Source organism: Aequorivita sinensis, from assembly GCF_006346335.1.
GTDB classification, from domain to species: Bacteria; Bacteroidota; Bacteroidia; order Flavobacteriales; family Flavobacteriaceae; genus Aequorivita; species Aequorivita sinensis.
Window position 1 is genome coordinate 37,333 of sequence record NZ_VDMC01000010.1, and the last position, 19,306, is coordinate 56,638.

The following is a 19,306-nucleotide window of genomic DNA, read 5'->3' on the forward strand; positions in this document are numbered from 1 at the left end:
AAAAAATGAAAAAAACATTCCTACTTATAATCTTTATAGCCACTTTGGTTTCTTGCGGCGGTGACCAAAAATCTGTGGATTCTCTCATAGAATCTGGAGATCTTTCTGCAATTAAGACTAAAAGAACTGAACTTAATCAACAACAAAGAGACCTTAAAGCTGAGATCGACAAGTTGAATGACTATATCGATTCTCACGAAAAAAAGGAACGCCCAGCGTTAATCACTGCTGAAGTGATTAAAGACACTGTTTTTAAACACTATGTTGAAGTGCAGGGAAATGTTGAAACAGATCAAAATGTCGTATTGAATGCCGAATACTCAGGTGTACTTACCAATATATACGTAAAAGAAAGTCAGCGGGTGTCAAAAGGGCAACGTCTTGCCAAAATTGACGATGGTGGTTTATCTAGCCAAGTAGCGCAACAAGAAGCACAACTAGCATTAGCAAAAACAACTTTCGAACGTCAAGAAAGACTTTGGGAACAAAAAATTGGTTCAGAAATTCAGTATCTCCAAGCAAAAACCAATTACGAAGCAGCAAGGAACACCACCAATCAGTTGCGCGCTCAATTAGGAAAAACAATCATTACTGCGCCATTTAGCGGAGTGATAGATGATATTATTTCAGATCCAGGTCAAGTAGTTGTACCGGGACAAACTCCAATTATTCGACTAGTAAACTTGAGTGATATGTATGTTAAAGCGTCAATACCTGAAACCTATTTAACAAACATTAAAAAAGGGACACGTGTTGAAGTAAACTTAGCGTCAATTAATGAAAACTTTACAGGAACTGTTCGCCAAGTAAGCAACTATATAAATCCGAATAATAGAAGTTTTGAGATTCAAGTTGAAATTCCAAATAAGGACGGGAATGTAAAACCAAATCTAATTGCAACAGTTAAGGTTAACGATTACAGCGCTGAGAATGCCATTACTATACCTGAGAATATTCTACAAGAAAATGCTGCAGGTGAAACTATTGCATACGTATACAAACCTATAGACGACAGTACTGGTGTTGCTAAACGCATCATTATTGAAACAGGGCTTTCATACGGTAACCACACCGAAGTAAAGTCGGGACTCAAAAAAGGTGATACTATTATAAAAGAAGGTGCAAAAACACTTCGCGACGGTCAAAAAGTAACTATCAAACAATAAGAAACTCTTGCAAAATGAGCAAAAACCCGTATAAAGAATTTAGTATATCATCTTGGGCTATCGATAACAAAATGACAGTTTATGTGGTAATGGCTATTATCCTGTTTTTAGGTGCCTTTGCCTACTATAGTATGCCACGAGAGGCATTTCCTGAAATTATTGAAACTAAGATTTATGTAAGTTCGGTTAACCCAGGAAACTCTGCCGAAGACGTAGAAAAGTTTATAACCGAACCCTTAGAAGAAGAGTTTAAGGATATTGCAGGAGTAAAAGAAATTACTTCTACCACACTTCAAGATTACTCTATAATTATTGTAGAATTTGAAGAAAGTGTAGAAATTCCTGTAGCAAAACAATCTGTTAAAGATAAAATAGACCTTGTAAAAGCGGAAGCTACTTGGCCAGTACTTACCAATGGAGCTAAAGTTGAACCAAATGCTTTCGATTTAAATTTTTCGGAAGAATTTCCTATTCTAAACATAAACCTAACAGGAGATTATACCGTTCAGACATTAAAGGATTACGCTGAATACCTTCAGGATAAAATTGAAATGCTGCCTCAAATAAAGGAAGCTACTATTCGAGGGGCTGAAGAAAAAGAAATTGAAGTAGCTGTCGATATTTATAAAATGACCGCTTCTCAAGTGAGCTTCGACAATATTATAAATGCTATTAAAGGTGAAAACACTACAATTTCTGGTGGTAATATTATAACCAATGGGGTTCAGAAAAACATTCGTATTACGGGTGAGATTCAAAATCCCAAAGAGCTAGAAAGGCTTGTAGTTAAAAAAGATGACGGGATTGTTTTCCTAAAAGACATTGCCGACATTAAATTTCACGAGAAAGATGCTACAACTTTTGCTCGTGAATACGGAGAACCTGTTGTGATGCTCGATGTTAAGAAACGAGCAGGAAAAAACATGATTGAGGCGGTTGAGCTAATTAAAGAACTTATCAAAGACGAGCAAGATAATTACCTGCCAGAAACACTTCATATAAGTCTTTCTAATGACCAATCAATCAAAACTGAAAACCAGGTAAACGACTTGGTAAACAACATCATTTTTGGGGTTATCTTGGTTGTTGTGGTACTTATGTTCTTTTTAGGGTTTAGAAATGCGCTTTTTGTTGGTTTTGCCATCCCACTCTCTATGCTTATGTCGTTGTTTATACTATCGTCATTAGGTTTTACGCTTAATACAATGGTGCTTTTCGGACTCGTTATGGGTCTCGGAATGTTGGTAGACAATGGAATTGTGGTGGTAGAAAACGTATACACCTTGATGAGTGAGGGAATGTCGCCTAGAAAAGCAGCAAAACAAGGTATGGGTGAAATTGCTTGGCCTATTATTGCCTCTACTGCTACTACACTTGCAGCCTTTTTCCCGCTCGGACTTTGGCCAGGAATGATAGGTAAGTTTATGATTTATTTCCCAATTACACTATCTGTAGTATTGAGTTCTTCGCTTTTTGTAGCCCTTGTAATTAACTCCATGCTTACTTCAAAATTTATGAAGATTGAAGAAGAGCCACTTACAAAGCGAAAGCTTATTCGCTGGAGTTTAATATTATTTGGAGCTGGAGCATTGCTTCTGGTTGCTGGGTTTATTATGGATATTGCTGCCTTTAGAGGATTTGGAAATTTAGGAATCTTAACGGCTATAATGCTTTGGTTATACAAATATGTATTGGCAGGTGCAGTTGAGTATTTTCAGTATAAATCTTTGAAAAAACTTGAAAATTTCTATGAAGGCACTTTAAAATATGCATTAAAAGGAACCAAAGCCTATGTGTTTTTCTTTGGTACAGTGGTATTGTTAATTCTTTCGTTCGTCTTAGTAGGCTTAGTACAACCCAAAGTTCTTTTCTTTCCAGAAAATGAACCGAATCAAATTATTACTTATATAGAATATCCGCAAGGAACAGATATTGAGAAAACAAACGAGCTTACCAAACAAGTTGAGGAGCGTATATATAAAGCCATTTCAAAATACGAAGACAATGGCTACAACTATATGGTTGAATCTGCAGTTTCGCAAGTAGGCCAAGGTGCTGGAAACCCACAAACCGACGGGGGCCAAAGTAACGATATGCCGCAGAAAGGTAAAATCACTTTATCTATGCGAGATTATCAGTTGCGACGTGGTGTAAAAAGTAGTGATGTTTTAGAAGAAGTTCGAGAATCGGTAAAAGGTTTTCCAGGAGCTTCTATTATTGTTGAAAAAGATGCTGCTGGACCTCCTGTTGGATACCCAATTAATATCGAATTAAGTGGGGATGATTATGAGGAAATGCTTCACGAGGCCGAAAATCTTCGTTCGTATATTGAAGGGTTAGGTATTAGCGGGATTGAAGAGCTAAAAATAGACGTAAACAAGAGTAAACCTGAGATGAATGTAACTGTAGATCGTGAAAAAGCGGGACAGTTAGGAATTAGCACAGGGCAAATTGGGCAAACGTTACGTCGTGCCATTTTTGGAGAAGAAGCTTCTACTTACAAAGATGGAAACGACGATTACGAAATAAACGTACGTCTTTCAGAGGCATCGAGGTATGACGAAAGTGCACTTTTTAATCAACCAATTACTTTTAGAAACAATCAAGGGAAAATTGTTCAAGTACCCATTTCAGCTATGGTTACCAAAAACAATACAGCTTCGTTTAGTGCAATAAAAAGAAAAGATTTAAAAAGAACCATTACTGTTTATTCAAACGTAATTGGAGGTTATAACGGAACCGAAATTGTATACGATTTAAAAACCGAACTTCAAAATTACGATTTACCTAATGGCGTTAATTTAACCTTTACAGGAGAGCAAGAAGAACAAGAAGACAATATGGGCTTCCTAATGATGGCGCTATTTTATGCTTTAGGAGGAATATTATTAATATTGGTTGCTCAGTTTAACTCACTTTCAAAACCTATTATAATTCTTACTTCGGTAGTATTAAGCTTAGCAGGTGTATTCCTCGGATTGGTAGTTTTCCAAATGGATTTCGTAATTATTATGACGATGATGGGAATTATCTCGCTTGCAGGTATTGTTGTAAATAACGCCATTGTACTTATCGATTACACCCAGATTCTTATAGATCGTAAAAAGTATGAGTTGCAAATGGACGAGGAGCAAATGCTTACCAAAAAACAGTATTTTGAGATTATTGTAGCGGGTGGAAAATCCCGTTTGCGTCCAGTGCTTTTAACAGCGATTACAACCGTTTTAGGGCTTATCCCGCTTGCTATCGGATTTAATATCGATTTCTTCGGGTTGTTTACAGATTACAGCCCTAATATTTATATTGGTGGGGACAACGTAATTTTCTGGGGACCATTGGCTTGGACAGTAATCTTCGGATTAATTTTCGCAACTTTCTTAACCTTAATTGTGGTTCCCGTGATGTTTTATTTGGTGAATCGCGCTAAAATTAGATTGAGAAAGAGAAAACGATTAAAGCAGTTAAAAAAGCAAAGAGCTAAAGAAGCTAATAATTACGAGCGGATAGCCTAAACTATTAATATTCAATAAAACACTAAAACCCTTTTGGCTAGCAATTTTCCAAAAGGGTTTTTTATTGTGCATACCTAAACTTAGCAGAATAAAAGGGGAAATCCCCCATCATAATACAGGGAACTACCTATTTTAATTTTGAAGATTTTTGCATAATTTTAAGCAAATAACTAACTTCAAGCCTCAAATAATGAAATTATTTTTCAAAATACACAAAAAAACAGCTACACTATATAAGCAATGTATATGGCTGTTTTTATTGCCATTAGGGCTTTACGCACAAGTAACAAATATACCCGATCCTAATTTTGAACAAGCACTTATTGACTTAGGCATTGATAGCGATGGTATGATAAATGGACAGGTTTTAACTAGCGATATTGAAAATGTAGTAACGCTCGATGTGAATCATCGATTTATAGAAGATTTAACAGGTCTCGAAGATTTTTCAGCTTTAGAATTGTTGGATGTAAGTGGTAATATACTTTATTTACTAGATGTGAGTGAAAACATTCTATTAAAAGAGCTTTATTTTAATAGTCAAAGTCCTGGCTTTTCAATGCTAATGACTTCATTGGACTTTTCCAGTAACGTAAATCTTGAAATTGTTGAAGCGGGGAATGTAATTTTTCTAGAAAATTTGAATTTAAAAAATGGAGCTAATTCAATTTTAACAATAAGCCTGCCCTGCCAATTTGAAGGTGAGCCTTGTGAACTTACAGAATTACAGTGTATTACTGTGGATGATGAGGTGGCTGCAAATAATAATGAATTACCATATTCTCGCTGGTATTTTGCTGCAAATTTTATCTATTCTGAAGACTGCTCTTTAGGAACAAATGATATTAATGAAAAACTATTTTCTATATATCCAAACCCTGTTAATGAAGTTTTGGTATTAAATGGCACAAAAAATATAGGCAAACTTAAAACCCAAATTTATTCAACAGAAGGAAAACTTTTAAACACTCATAATATTGATTTTAATAAGCAAACTTCAATTGATGTTTCAAATCTTTCCAGCGGTATTTATTTTTTAAATATTGAAGATGAAAGCGGGAGAGTAGAGGTGAAAAAGTTTGTAAAACAATAAATAGTTCTCGACTGCGCTCGAACGGACATTTTTCTGTTTCTTCATATATAAATGAGGTATTTGGGAAAAGGGGGAAATCCCCAACATAATACAGGGAATTACCTATTTTAATTTTGAAGGTTTTTGCATAATTTTAAGAAATGAACTAACTTTAATCCTCATATTATGACATTACAAGCCACAAGCCACAAGCCACAAGCCACAAGCCACAAGCCTTAAAAGCATTAATACTACTACTATTTTTATTTTATTCTTTTTTTCTATTTGCTCAGAATAGGCATGATTATTATGTTGCCCAGGATGCCGGTTCTGCCTACCTAATGGTAACAAGTATAACTAACGGCACCTCCAACAATTACATTGTAGATACTGCTTTAAACAGTATTGTATTGGATATTTCAAATTACACCTCGGGCACCTACAGCGTTGCGTTAGTATGCGATGGTCAAATACAAGATTCTAAAAACCTTTTAAAGCAATAGATTATGAAAACTATAATAATTCTAATAATATTGACTTTATATTTTAATATCAGCAATGGGCAGATTGTAAATATACCGGATGCAAATTTTAAAAATGCTCTTATTGACGAAGGGGTTGACACCAATAACGATGGTGAAATACAGGTGAGTGAAGCCGAAGCAGTTATAAGTTTAAATGTGTGGTTTAAAAATATTTCTTCCATGGAGGGAATTCAGAGCTTTATAAACATTGAAACATTAATTTGTTCTAATAATCAAATAGCCTTTCTAGATCTTTCCCAAAACCTAAACCTTGTTAATTTATATTGTCATAATAATTTATTGAGCGAATTGGATGTGTTACAAAATTCTGAATTAAAAGTGTTATGGGTCGCAGAAAATTTACTTAGTGATATAGACCTTCAACAAACTTTGCAGCTTGAATCTTTTATTGGTGATGGTAATTTTTTTACCAGCTTAGACTTATCGGAGAACTTTAATCTCTTGAATTTTTCGTGTACAGATTGCGAATTAGAAAATTTGAGGATTGATAATGGTAATAACCACCATGTAAATGATATGTTTACAACTGGAAACCCCGATTTGGAATGCATACAAGTTGACATTGAGAATGCTAATTATCCAGAATGTACAACTGGATTACCTATAACTGGATGGTGTATTGACTCGTGGACTTCATATAGTGAAGATTGCTCCTTAGGTTTAAATGCTGAACCCCTAGACTATTATGGCATCTACCCAAACCCAGTAAACGAAGTTTTACAAATAATTTCGCCTAACCGTAAAGGAAACCTCAATATTAAAATATACAATACTGTAGGTAAACTTTTAAGCAATCAAACTTTAGATTTCAACAAGCAAAGTTCAATAGACGTTTCAAATCTTTCCAGCGGCATATATTTTTTAAATATTGAAGATGAAAGAGGAAATATAACTATCAAAAAGCTTGTAAAAGAATAAATAATCTTATGTACCTAACAGCATTTTTCTTAACCTGCAAAGATTTAAAAAACTTTGCAGGTTTTTTTACTGAGTATTTCTATATAATTCGTGTCCCAAGCCTTCGGGAGTGGCAAAACAGCCACAGAAATAATAATCCGCACAAAACCACAACAATTCGCTTTATACTTGTTAAATTTGCCCTGCTAATTTTTTTCAGAATAAGATGTACAGAACGCATAATAACGGCGAACTACGCGCCGCAGATATCAATAAAGAAGTAACCCTTTCAGGATGGGTTCAAAAAACTCGTGATAAAGGATTTATGGTTTGGGTGGACCTTCGTGACCGCTACGGCATTACCCAACTTATTTTTGATGAAGAACGTACCCCAAAAGACGTAATGGACAGATGTTCAAAACTAGGGCGAGAGTTTGTGATACAAGTAACGGGAACTGTGATTGAACGCGTTTCAAAAAATCCAAATATGCCGACTGGGGATGTGGAAATCTTGGTTTCTAAATTAACTATATTAAACGAATCGCTTACGCCTCCATTTACCATTGAAGATGAAACAGATGGTGGTGAGGATTTACGTATGAAATATCGATACCTAGATATTCGTAGAAATCCAGTGCGAGAAAATCTTATTTTCCGTCACAAAGTTGCTATTGAAGTGCGTAACTATTTATCAAACCAAGGTTTTATTGAAGTAGAGACTCCTTATTTAATTAAATCAACTCCTGAAGGAGCGCGCGATTTTGTGGTTCCTTCAAGAATGAATGAAGGACAGTTTTATGCCCTTCCACAATCGCCACAAACATTCAAGCAATTGCTTATGGTAGGTGGTTTGGATAAGTATTTCCAGATAGTAAAATGTTTCCGTGACGAAGATTTACGTGCAGACCGCCAACCAGAATTTACCCAAATAGACTGCGAAATGGCTTTCGTAGAACAAGAAGATATTTTAAATGCTTTTGAAGGTTTAACGAGACACCTTTTAAAAGAAATTAACGGCGTAGAGATTTCTGAATTCCCAAGAATGACATACGACGAAGCAATGGCTAAATACGGAAACGACAAACCAGATATCCGATTTGGGATGGAGTTTGGCGAGTTAAATGAAGTAGCTCAACACAAAGACTTTGGCGTTTTTAACCAAGCTGAATTAGTGGTTGGAATTGCAGTTCCTGGTGGAAATGCGTTTACAAGAAAAGAAATAGATAAATTAATAGACTGGGTTAAACGTCCTCAAGTTGGTGCTTTAGGAATGGTTTATTCGCGTTGTAATGACGACGGAACCTTTAAGTCTTCTGTAGATAAATTTTTCGATCAAGATGATTTAGCAAAATGGGCAGAAATTACAGGTGCAAATCCGGGCGATTTAGTATGTGTACTTTCCGGAGACAAAAACAAAGTAAGAGCACAACTAAGTGCTTTAAGAATGCATTTAGCTGAGCAACTTGGTTTGAGAAAGAATGACGAGTTTGCACCACTTTGGGTAATAGACTTCCCACTTTTAGAATGGGATGAAGAAACGGAGCGTTACCACGCAATGCACCACCCATTCACATCTCCAAAACCTGGACAACTAGAACTTCTAGATACTAATCCTGGAGAAGTAAAAGCAAATGCCTACGACTTAGTTTTAAACGGAAACGAAATTGGCGGTGGCTCTATCCGTATTCACGATAAGAAAACTCAGTCATTGATGTTTGATTATTTAGGATTTACCCCTGAAGAAGCAAAAGCACAGTTCGGCTTTTTAATGGATGCCTTCCAATACGGTGCACCTCCACACGGTGGATTAGCTTTTGGACTGGATAGACTGGTTTCTATTTTGGGCGGACAAGAAACAATACGCGATTTTATTGCATTCCCTAAAAACAATTCGGGACGCGATGTAATGATAGACGCCCCTGCTCCAATTGATGAAAAACAATTAGAAGAACTTCACCTTAGGGTTGAATTAAATAAATAAAACACCTTAAACCTAACAGGTCAGAGTGCTTCTTGTATCGCAATGTCTGTTAGGTTTTTTGATTAAGGTTATCAATATAATTAATGAAAGCTCTAAAAATCATCACATTTATAGTTCTAGGTCTTTGCATTATAGCACTCTTTGTCTTTTTTGGCGGTTGGTTGTATTACCACAAAAAATTCCCAGTTAACGAGGAGGCCTATCCAAATTATGTGGGGTACATCAATCAAGAAACAACAGCCTTAAATAGAAGTTACAATCTTTGTGATCCTAAAACAATATATCACGTACATCACGGTGCTTCAGAAGAAGGATATGCTGGTAATAAAAAGCAGTATAGGGATGATATACTGGCGCAATACAAAAACAATAGTTATACAGATTCTGGCTATCTAAACTTTAGATTTTTGGTTAATTGTGAAGGAAAACCTGGATGGTTTGAAACTATTGAAGTAGATACAAATTATCAAAAAACACAATTTTCAGAAGAATTAGTCTCCCAATTACTCGCAATAACAGCTCAAGCAAAACATTGGAATATATTACGTTTTGATGAACAACCCGTAGATTATTATATGTACGTATCGTATAAATTAAAAGATGGAGAAATTACTGAAATATTACCTTAGCCTACTATTTATTGCAGCTGTGTTTACTTCTTGTGAAAAAGACACTTCACAAATGTCTGAAGCTGAAAAGAAGCAATACTCGGTTGAATTATACAAAGAAGCAGTAGGCTTACACGCTGCACAAGGCGACCCAAGAGTTATGACAAAGCTGGAAGCAGCGGTTGCCATGGACCCAAACAATTGTAAAGCGCTCCGAGAACTTTCTGTAGCCTATTTAAAGCGGGGATTGATTGATGAATGGAAAATCAAATTCGACAAAGCAGCTAAATGTGATCCAAAAATTTGGGTGCCGTGGCGAGGGTATCTTTACCTACAGTTTTATAGAGATTATGAAAAGGCTATTGCAGATTTTGATGCTTCAGATACTTTAACCCCAGACTTCACCGATGCACCACAGGGCCACAGTGTAGATTATTGGCGTGGATTGGCCTATCTAGGCCTAAAAGATTACGAGAATTCAATTAAGTATTTAAACCGTTATTTAGATGATGTAACAGAAAAGAATGGTGAAGATTGGGCTGAGCCTACTGCATTTTTATATAGAGGTATTGCTCATTATGAAAATAACACCCCTGAAGCTGCCTTAATAGACTTTGACAAGATGATTTTCTATAATCAAAACAAGACGGCAGATGGAAGTTATTATAAAGCTTTAATTTTATTTGAACAAAATAAATGTGAAGACGCTAAGAAAGAATTAGATATGGCCTTGGATAATTTTAAAAATGGTTATTTTAACAAGCACGTTTATACCGAAGCTTTAAAACAGATCTATATTCAGGACTTAAATAATTTAGAAAACGCGATTAGCAACCAATGCCCGCACAAAAAAGAAGCATATTAGCACGCCTACTTATCTGGCGAATTAAGAATATATCAAATCAGCGATTTGTATATATCTTAAGTATAATTGTAGGTTTCTTATCAGGCGTTGTGGCTGTAATTATCAAAAACGGCACTCACTTTATTCAGCTTTTACTAGAAGGAAAATTAATTGCGGAGTACTATTCTGCTTTTTACTTTATCTTCCCACTTATCGGACTCGGAATTACTTATTTAGTTATTAAGTACTTAATCCGAAATAAAGTAAACCACGGCATCCCTTCTACCCTTTTTGCTATATCAAAAGAAAAGGGGTTGATGAGGCGTTTTCAAATGTTTGGAAGTATGATTGCCGCCCCAATTACAGTAGGTTTTGGTGGATCCGTAGGGCTTGAGGGGCCCACTGTTGCTACAGGTGCTGCAATAAGTTCGAATCTTTCACGCGTATTACACGTAGACCAAGCCACCCGTACATTATTAATTGGATGTGCTGCAGCAGGGGCTATGTCGTCTATGTTTAAGGCTCCAATCGCTGCTATTATTTTTGCGATTGAAGTTTTTAGTTTAGACCTCACTTTAGTTTCTATGGTTCCTTTGCTGTTAGCTTCGGTTTCAGCAATTTTAACTTCTTATTTCTTCTTCGGAAATGATGTTCTACTACCTTTTAAAGAAACCGACACCTTTAATATTAGTAATATTCCTTTCTATATAATTCTTGCAGTAATAGCTTCATTAGTTTCAATATACTTTGCAAAAACCTATGCATTCTTTCAAGAATTGTTCGAGAAGATAAAATCGCCAATTAAAAGACTTTTTATAGGTGGTTTAAGTATTGGTGTACTAATATATTTTATTCCACCCCTTTATGGAGAAGGTTTTGACATTATAAACGATATAGTAAAAGGAAAGCCAGAGTTAGCTTTGCAGAACAATATATTCAATCTAGACCTAAATAGTGTGTGGATGGTGATTGCCTTATTATCTGGATTAGTCTTTTTTAAAATTATAGCAAGTGCTTTGACCTTTGGCGCAGGAGGTGTAGGAGGTATTTTTGCACCAGTACTTTTTATGGGAAGTATAATGGGGAATGTTGTAGCCAAAATAATAAATAATTGTGGATTGTTTCCAAATGGAGTTTCGGAAAGCAATTTTACTTTAGTGGGAATGACAGGCTTAATGGCAGGCGTACTTTACGCTCCTTTAACCGCAATTTTCTTAATCGCAGAAGTAACCGGAGGCTATGAGCTTTTTATTCCTTTAATGATTGTAGCTACCATATCATTCTCTATGACAAAGTACTTTATTCCACATTCGGTTTATGCTATGGAACTAGGGAAAAAAGGAGATTTAATTACTCATAATAAAGACCACGCAGTGCTTACATTAATGGATATAAAAACTGTGATAGAACGTGATTTTATAAGTGTTAATCCACAAATGAATTTAGGTGAAATAGTCAACCAAGCGGTTGTGAAATCTAAAAGAAATATTTATCCTGTTTTAAACAAAGAAACAAAGGCTTTGGAAGGAATTATACTTTTAGACGACTTAAGACCTGTTATGTTTAATCAGAGTTTATACGAAGAAATGAAAGCTAGCGAGTTAATGCATCATCCACCTGCAGTAGTTAACCTTAGTGAAGATAAGATGACAGAAGTAATGAAAAAATTTCAAGATACTGGCGCGTGGAATCTCCCTGTAATTAAAAATGGCGAATATTACGGATTTATATCAAAGTCTAAGTTACTCACAGCCTACAGAAAAAAGTTAATTGATTTTTCTAGAAACTAATACCTTAAAGAATACGTATTTATGAAGTATATTTTAATAATATTATTAATTGTAGTTTTCACAGGATTGGGAAGCGGATTTTATATAAAACCAGATGATGAAGCCACTGGCAACTTACTTATTGGTTTAAGTATTTCACTTGGCTTTTTTATTTTGATGCCTCTGTTTATATACCATCGATGGAAGGATAAAAATGTAAAAGACTATATGCTAACCAAGGAGAATATCCTTAAAATGCAAGAGTATCAAAACTCAAAAGATAAAAAGTAATTTTTTTTTTAGGCTTAGCGCAAATCTAATTTAGATTTCTTTTTTCTATAAAAAATCGCTTTAATAATGTAGAAGCTTCTTTTTCCATAACCCCTCCTGTCATTACAGTTTTCGGATGAAGCTTTGTATTTAGTGAAATACAACCTCTTGCTTCATCTCTCGCACCGTATACTATTTTAGAAATCTGACTCCAAAACAAAGCTCCCGCACACATTTGGCAAGGTTCTATTGTTACGTACAACGTACAATCGATAAGGTATTTTCCGCCTAAATAATTAGCAGCAGAAGTAATGGCCTGCATTTCGGCGTGAGCAGTAACATCGTTTAGTGTTTCTGTTAGATTGTGCGCTCGAGCTATTATTTGATTGTTAATTACCACTACAGCTCCAATCGGAATCTCACCTTTTTTGTAAGCTTCTTCTGCCTCTTGATAGGCGCGTTTCATAAAATATGTATCGTCGTAAGGATTGATCATTTTAATAAATTGTATTCTAAATTCAGTTTAAAATTACGATTAATTGAATTAGCATTTACTTAATTGACAAATTAACGAAATCTCCAATTAACAAATTCCCAATAAATGTATCTTTACCACGTGTTAGTAAACATTCTAAATAATATTAAATCTCCAGAGGACTTACGTAAGTTACCTCAGGAAAATTTGCCACAACTGGCACAGGAACTTCGTGAGTTTATAATAAATATTGTTGCCACTAAAGAAGGCCACCTGGGCGCTAGTTTAGGCGTAGTAGAACTTACAATAGCCTTACATTACGTGTTTAATACACCCGAAGATATTTTAGTTTGGGATGTGGGTCATCAAGCGTATGGCCATAAAATTTTGACAGGTAGAAAAGAAATTTTTCACACTAATAGACAGCTTAATGGTATTAGTGGCTTTCCAAAACGCGATGAAAGTGAATACGATACTTTTGGAGTGGGCCACAGCAGTACTGCAATTTCAGCAGCATTAGGAATGGCGATTGCTTCAAAACTAAGAGGTGAAACAAACAAACAACATATAGCAGTGGTAGGAGACGCCTCCATAGCTAGTGGAATGGCCTTCGAAGCGCTAAATCACGCTGGAGTTACAGATACTAACCTATTGGTGATTTTAAACGATAATGCCATTGGAATCGACCCTAGCGTAGGTGCCTTAAAAGAGTACTTCACAAAAGTAAAACTTAACGGCGCAAAAGAAGCCGATAATATATTCGAAGCTTTAAACTTTAATTATTCCGGCCCTGTAGACGGTCATAATTTAGATCTTGTAATCTCAGAATTGGAGCGATTAAAAAATATTCCTGGACCAAAACTTCTTCATTTAATCACCAAAAAAGGAAAAGGATTACGTCAAGCAGAGGAAAACCAGGTGGTTTATCATGCTCCTGGGAAATTTGATGCCTTAACAGGAGATCTTGCGCCAAGAAGCAACGAAGTTTTACCTCCTAAATTTCAGGATGTCTTCGGAAAAACACTAGTAGAAATAGCTACTACAAATAATAAGATAGTTGGAATTACTCCAGCAATGCCTACTGGAAGCTCTTTAAAATTTATGATGGACGCTTTTCCTGATAGAGCTTTTGATGTTGGGATTGCAGAACAACACGCTGTAACTTTTGCCGCAGGATTGGCGACTCAAGGTTTTACCGTATTTTGTAATATTTATTCAACCTTTCTTCAAAGGGCATACGATCAAGTGATACACGATGTATGTTTACAAAAAATTCCAGTTATTTTCTGTTTAGATCGAGCTGGAATAGTAGGTGAAGATGGAGCAACCCACCACGGAATTTTCGATTTGGCATACTTAAACTGTATCCCAAACCTCATCATTTTTGCACCGCGAGATGAAGTTGAACTTCGCAACATTATGTTTACCGCTCAGCAAGGGCTACCGTTACCAATCTTTATTCGTTATCCTCGAGGTAGAGGAAAAATTATTGATTGGAAACAGCCTTTTCAGGCTATCGAGATTGGAAAAGCAAATGTTTTAAAGGAAGGTTTAGTTATAGCGGTTATAACAATTGGTACAATTGTAAACGAGGCATTACAAGCTATTAAAATGCTTAACCCTTCAGATAAAGAAAAAATAAGCGTTGTAGATATCAGATTCTTAAAACCTTTAGACGAGGAATTACTTCATAATATATTCCAGAATCACCATACTATAATTACTATTGAAGATGGAACTACTACTGGCGGTTTAGGATCTACCATTGCTACTTTTGCTGCTTCGATGGGATATAGTAACAAAATTGAAATTTTAGGGATTCAAGATACATTTCTAGAACACGGAACCACTTCAGAATTACGTGATATTGCTGGAATATCCCCAGAAAAAATTAAGCTTACACTTCAACAATATATATAAAAAAAGAGGCTCTTTTGAGCCTCTTTTAATTTTTAACTGATAATTTCTTTTCTTATTTAATTATCAGTTTTGAAGTTTGAGTTTTATCACCACCTTCTACAGTAATCATATACATACCAGTAGATAATTCACTAGCGTCAATTAAAGCGGTATGGTGTAATTCAACTTGTTTGTTGAATACTAATCTTCCATTAATATCATAGATAGAAACTTTAGTATTTCCAAGGTCGAATCTAGATTTAATGTTAATATGCCCATTAGATGGGTTAGGGTAAATAATGAAATTATTTTCTATTTCATTGTTTGCTGTTCCAAGTGGACAATCTGCAGGTACGTCAAAAGCTTCAGTTCCATCTTGCTTACTTGCAACACTTCCTTGATTAGCGCTAAATCCTAATCCTCTACGAGCAAAAACATTCCAAATTAAACATTTGTTAGCTCCACCATTAATAATTTCGTCTGCTTCAAGAATAGCATCTCTACCATCAATAAATCCTGGACTACATCTTTGCAATTTTAAACCATCTACAACTAACTGTAACGCCATATTATTTCCACCAGTACCATTGTAAATATCTTCATCAAAACCATACTCATCTACAAATGCCCAAGTTAAATCCCATAACATAGTTGCCCAAACCGATCCTACTCCATGAGGCGCAACTTGAGATTTAATACTGTTATAAGTAAAGTTATTGATTGACATATCAGTAGTATAAGGTTTGGATCTAATTCCATCACCTGCTCTACTTTCGCCGCTAATATAAGTTCCCATTCCTCTTACATCTTCACCAGATTCACCAGGTAACATAGTTAGCATAAGGGCGAAATAATCGCTCCAACCTTCACCCATTTGCTCTTCGTTTTGTAAACATCCTGCAGCAGCTGGACCTCCAGTTAATCTGTTTGAGATTCCATGTCCGTATTCGTGAGCTACAATAGTATTGTCTACATCTCCATCACGTTGGTTAAAATCTGTTCCAGAACCATCATCCACTAAAGTTGTACTAATAGTTTCACCATTTAGTAATGCATCTATAATAGCATCTCCATCACTTTTAAAGATCATAATCGCAGGAATACCAAGTCCTGCTCCAGAACCTCCCATTCTTATTGGGTCGCCTGGTATATTATTTACCATTACAACAGCTACAGCTCCTGCATCTTCTGCTGCTTGTACTTTTTGTGCGAAACCGCATTCTCCTCTTCTTATAACAACAATTTTGCCGCTAAGCTCAGAAGCATTTGTTACGTTATCACATCCATCGTGAGGGTCTGTAGAGTTTCCAGAGTTATCGTCTTCAATTAATGCTAAATTAGCTGTAATTGGCGTAGTTGGAAGTGGCGTTCCACCACCACTAAAAGCTGATTTATGTGCGTAATAATCCCCAGCTAATGCCCCATTATTTACAGTCATAAAAGTACCTAAAACATTTTGAGGAGCAGACCATAAGTACATTTGCATTCTTCCAGAATATCCATCTGGAGGAGTCATAAAGTTTGCGTTATTTAAACCACCACCATCTTGAGCTTCTGCTACCACATGGTCACCTTCAGCACCTCCATTACCATAGTTATTAGCCTGGAAGTTTCCACTTTCTTCATCAAAACCATATTGGTAAAACACATCGTGCATGATGTTGTTCATATAGAATAAGTTTGTGATAGCTGCTTCTGTATAGTTTGATGGATTTTGAGGTAAGTCGAAAGGAAAATCAAACTGTAGCGTTGCTCCTCCTTCAGCTTGCATACCTGCACCATTATTACCTGCAATATCTTCTTTAGCCAAAACATTGTTTCCACGAGTAGTAGTGTATTCAGCACCTGCAACACCGTCTGTATCGTGCCATCCAAATGGTGAAGCTACAACGTTAGAAGGGTCCGAAACTAAAACATCATCTCCATCATTTGGCGCTCCAAATGGTATTGGGAATACTCTGTATGCAGATCCATTTACAACTGGCTGATGAAAGTCTGCTGAAGATTTTTTAGAAAATAAAACACTCTCAGTTGCCTCCATAGTGTGTGAGTGAGGTTGAGCCTCAAAATTGCAACTAGCAACCCAGTCATTTATTTCCAACAGTTTTCCTGTTAAGGCATCAATACGTACACTATAGTAGTTTTGAGCATCTTTTTTATAAATACTAACATCCCAAGCCAAACGCAAAGTTTGGTTGTCGTTTAATCCTTGATACACAAGAGTTACAGGAATGTTGTTTATTGAAATATTTCCATCAGTAAAAACATAAGAGTTATTTCCCACTGTCTCAATAAGGTTTAAACCTGTTGGAGCTGGAAGTCCCAATTCTGATGCAGCATTCGAAATTGCCGATAGAGCAGAAACAGAAGGCTGAGTAGTGTTCGCTTTAAGTGCGATATTGTTTGTAAATGCTAATTGAGCTGAAATAACTGATCCTTCTCTTAGTACAAAAGAAGAAATAGCATTGTGAATCTTAATTCCACGAAAACGCTGTTCTACATAAACATTGTCTGCTTGTAAGCTTTTTGAGTGACTTTGTGAAGTAATATTTATGTCTGAATAATCTTGTTGTTCAAGATTTAAGTTCGATCTATTTTGCTGAAGATACGATTTGATGGAATTGGTGTAATCCTGGGCAAAGCTTAGATTAAAGGTTAATAAAATGAGTGAGTAAATAATTTTTTTCATGAAAATTTGATTTAATATTATAAGAGTTTGCCGAGATTAGTGTTCCAACTCTACAAACAATTGTGAAACTAAAAGAGCAATGTAGCCGCTAAATTTAACATTAATTAAGGTATTTATTAACATAACAGTATATTTTAACATTTACTGTGTCAATGGCATACCCTTTATAATTAAAGATTACCATTTAATTTTTGAAAAATCTGAAGTGCATTGCCATCTGGCATTCTTGAAATATGGTTGCAGCTTTCCATTAAATATTCATATACGCTCTTAGATTTTGTCTTATCTAGAGCAGCAAGCTTTAATAACACCTTATCTTTTTGACGTGCTTCACCATTATATGTGTTTTCAAAAGCAGTTGTATAGGCATCTAATAAAGTAGTAAGGATAGTATAACCTGCAATTTCTTTTTCCATTACTTCATTACTTTGATAAATCCTATTTACGCTCACCTCAATAATATCGGCGATTTGAGCTTTGTATTGACTTTTATCCAATAGTGAAACAGAGAATGTACCTTTAAGTATTTCCTCTTCATTTTCAAGGAAGATGGAGGCGGCTTCTGCAATTAAAGTATTTATTGCAAGCGAACGTAAATATGCTAATCTATCTGAGGAAGTTGAAAGTTTATAGTACACATCACTTTTAAGATTGTTTCTAACTAAATTTATAAGATACTCTAGGGCAACTTCTTCTTCAATCAACCCAAGGTTTATCCCATCTTCAAAATCGATAATGGTATAGCAGATATCATCAGCAGCTTCTACCAAATATGCTAAAGGATGACGTGCATACCCCTCGCCTTCTCTTTTTAACAAACCAAGATCTGAAACTACTTCATCAAAAAATTCAACATCACTTTGAAATACACCAAACTTTTTATCTGCCACGTGTGACGTAGGTTTCTTAGGAAGTGATTGCTTAGGATACTTCATAAAAGCCCCCAAACTTGCATAGGTCAAACGCAATCCGCCAGACACTCCATTTTTAGATTCTGTCAAAATTTTGAAGCCGTTTGCATTTCCTTCAAAATCTATTAAATCCTGATACTCCTTATCAGTAAGTTTATCTTTAAAACGCTTCCCATTCCCATTTAAGAAATAATCCCCAATAGCTTTTTCCCCACTGTGACCAAAAGGAGGGTTTCCTATATCGTGTGCTAAAGCCGCAGCGGCTACTATTGCTCCAAAATCGTTTGCTTGGTAACCGTGTACACTTTCAAGATGTGGGTGTTTTTTTAAAATCTGTTTTCCAACAGTCCTTCCTAATGAACGTCCAACAACAGAAACCTCTAAACTATGAGTAAGACGAGTGTGAACAAAAGAAGTTTTAGATAAGGGTATAACTTGAGTTTTGTCTTGCAGACTTCTGAAAGCAGAAGAAAAAATAATTCGGTCGAAATCAACTTCAAAACCTATACGAGTTTCGTTTTCTTCAATCCTAAGTCGTTTGTTTTTATCGCCTTGCTTTCTAAGTGAGAGCAACTGTTCCCATTGCATCATAAGTAATAATATTTTGAAGGCAAGATACTATTTTCAAAAGGGAAGTCAATATTATTTTTTGAATCGCTCTTAACATT

At 35.6% G+C, this 19,306-nt stretch carries 14 protein-coding genes; 11 read left to right on the forward strand and 3 right to left on the reverse strand.

Features of this window, described 5'->3' with window-relative positions:
- Positions 1-5: 5 nt before the first annotated feature.
- From FHP04_RS10845 to FHP04_RS10885, 10 genes are all read left to right on the forward strand, one after another.
- The gene (locus FHP04_RS10845; protein WP_139856164.1) at positions 6-1,166 is read left to right on the forward strand and encodes an efflux RND transporter periplasmic adaptor subunit; all 1,161 of its coding nucleotides are present in this window, start codon (positions 6-8) and stop codon (positions 1,164-1,166) included.
- A gap of 14 nt (positions 1,167-1,180) precedes the next feature.
- Complete coding sequence (locus FHP04_RS10850; protein WP_139856165.1) at positions 1,181-4,678, forward strand: efflux RND transporter permease subunit; 3,498 nt, start codon at positions 1,181-1,183, stop codon at positions 4,676-4,678.
- Positions 4,679-4,868: 190 nt separating this feature from the next.
- Positions 4,869-5,771: a T9SS type A sorting domain-containing protein gene (locus tag FHP04_RS10855; RefSeq protein ID WP_139856166.1), complete on the forward strand. Its 903-nt coding sequence runs from the start codon at positions 4,869-4,871 to the stop codon at positions 5,769-5,771.
- Positions 5,772-6,091: 320 nt separating this feature from the next.
- Positions 6,092-6,253: a hypothetical protein gene (locus FHP04_RS14515; protein ID WP_158319136.1), complete on the forward strand. Its 162-nt coding sequence runs from the start codon at positions 6,092-6,094 to the stop codon at positions 6,251-6,253.
- A gap of 3 nt (positions 6,254-6,256) precedes the next feature.
- A complete protein-coding gene (locus FHP04_RS14720) occupies positions 6,257-7,213 on the forward strand; it encodes a T9SS type A sorting domain-containing protein (protein ID WP_246051418.1) in 957 nt (318 codons plus the stop codon).
- A gap of 205 nt (positions 7,214-7,418) precedes the next feature.
- Entirely contained in the window at positions 7,419-9,173 is a 1,755-nt protein-coding gene (gene aspS, locus FHP04_RS10865) for an aspartate--tRNA ligase (RefSeq protein ID WP_139856167.1), read from the forward strand.
- Between the two features lie 83 nt (positions 9,174-9,256).
- Positions 9,257-9,802: a hypothetical protein gene (locus tag FHP04_RS10870; RefSeq protein ID WP_139856168.1), complete on the forward strand. Its 546-nt coding sequence runs from the start codon at positions 9,257-9,259 to the stop codon at positions 9,800-9,802.
- On the forward strand, positions 9,774-10,646 hold the full coding sequence (locus FHP04_RS10875; protein ID WP_139856169.1) for a tetratricopeptide repeat protein: 873 nt from the start codon (positions 9,774-9,776) through the stop codon (positions 10,644-10,646). The genes FHP04_RS10870 and FHP04_RS10875 overlap by 29 nt, the downstream gene beginning before the upstream one ends.
- The gene (locus FHP04_RS10880; protein WP_139856170.1) at positions 10,619-12,415 is read left to right on the forward strand and encodes a chloride channel protein; all 1,797 of its coding nucleotides are present in this window, start codon (positions 10,619-10,621) and stop codon (positions 12,413-12,415) included. The genes FHP04_RS10875 and FHP04_RS10880 overlap by 28 nt, the downstream gene beginning before the upstream one ends.
- Positions 12,416-12,436: 21 nt before the next feature.
- Positions 12,437-12,685, forward strand: a complete 249-nt coding sequence (locus FHP04_RS10885; RefSeq protein ID WP_139856171.1) for a hypothetical protein — start codon at positions 12,437-12,439, stop codon at positions 12,683-12,685.
- Positions 12,686-12,710: 25 nt separating this feature from the next.
- Here FHP04_RS10885 and FHP04_RS10890 read toward each other — a convergent pair whose 3' ends face one another.
- A complete protein-coding gene (locus FHP04_RS10890; RefSeq protein ID WP_139856172.1) occupies positions 12,711-13,160 on the reverse strand; it encodes a nucleoside deaminase in 450 nt (149 codons plus the stop codon).
- A gap of 105 nt (positions 13,161-13,265) precedes the next feature.
- On the opposite strand from FHP04_RS10890, the gene FHP04_RS10895 reads away from it, so the two are divergent.
- Entirely contained in the window at positions 13,266-15,059 is a 1,794-nt protein-coding gene (locus tag FHP04_RS10895) for a 1-deoxy-D-xylulose-5-phosphate synthase (protein WP_246051419.1), read from the forward strand.
- A gap of 52 nt (positions 15,060-15,111) precedes the next feature.
- On the opposite strand, the gene FHP04_RS10900 is transcribed toward FHP04_RS10895, so the two are convergent.
- Both FHP04_RS10900 and FHP04_RS10905 read right to left on the reverse strand, forming a co-directional pair.
- Positions 15,112-17,727, reverse strand: a complete 2,616-nt coding sequence (locus FHP04_RS10900) for a T9SS-dependent M36 family metallopeptidase (protein WP_139856173.1) — start codon at positions 17,725-17,727, stop codon at positions 15,112-15,114.
- A 170-nt stretch (positions 17,728-17,897) separates the two neighbouring features.
- The gene (locus FHP04_RS10905) at positions 17,898-19,226 is read right to left on the reverse strand and encodes a deoxyguanosinetriphosphate triphosphohydrolase (RefSeq protein ID WP_139856204.1); all 1,329 of its coding nucleotides are present in this window, start codon (positions 19,224-19,226) and stop codon (positions 17,898-17,900) included.
- Positions 19,227-19,306 lie beyond the last annotated feature (80 nt).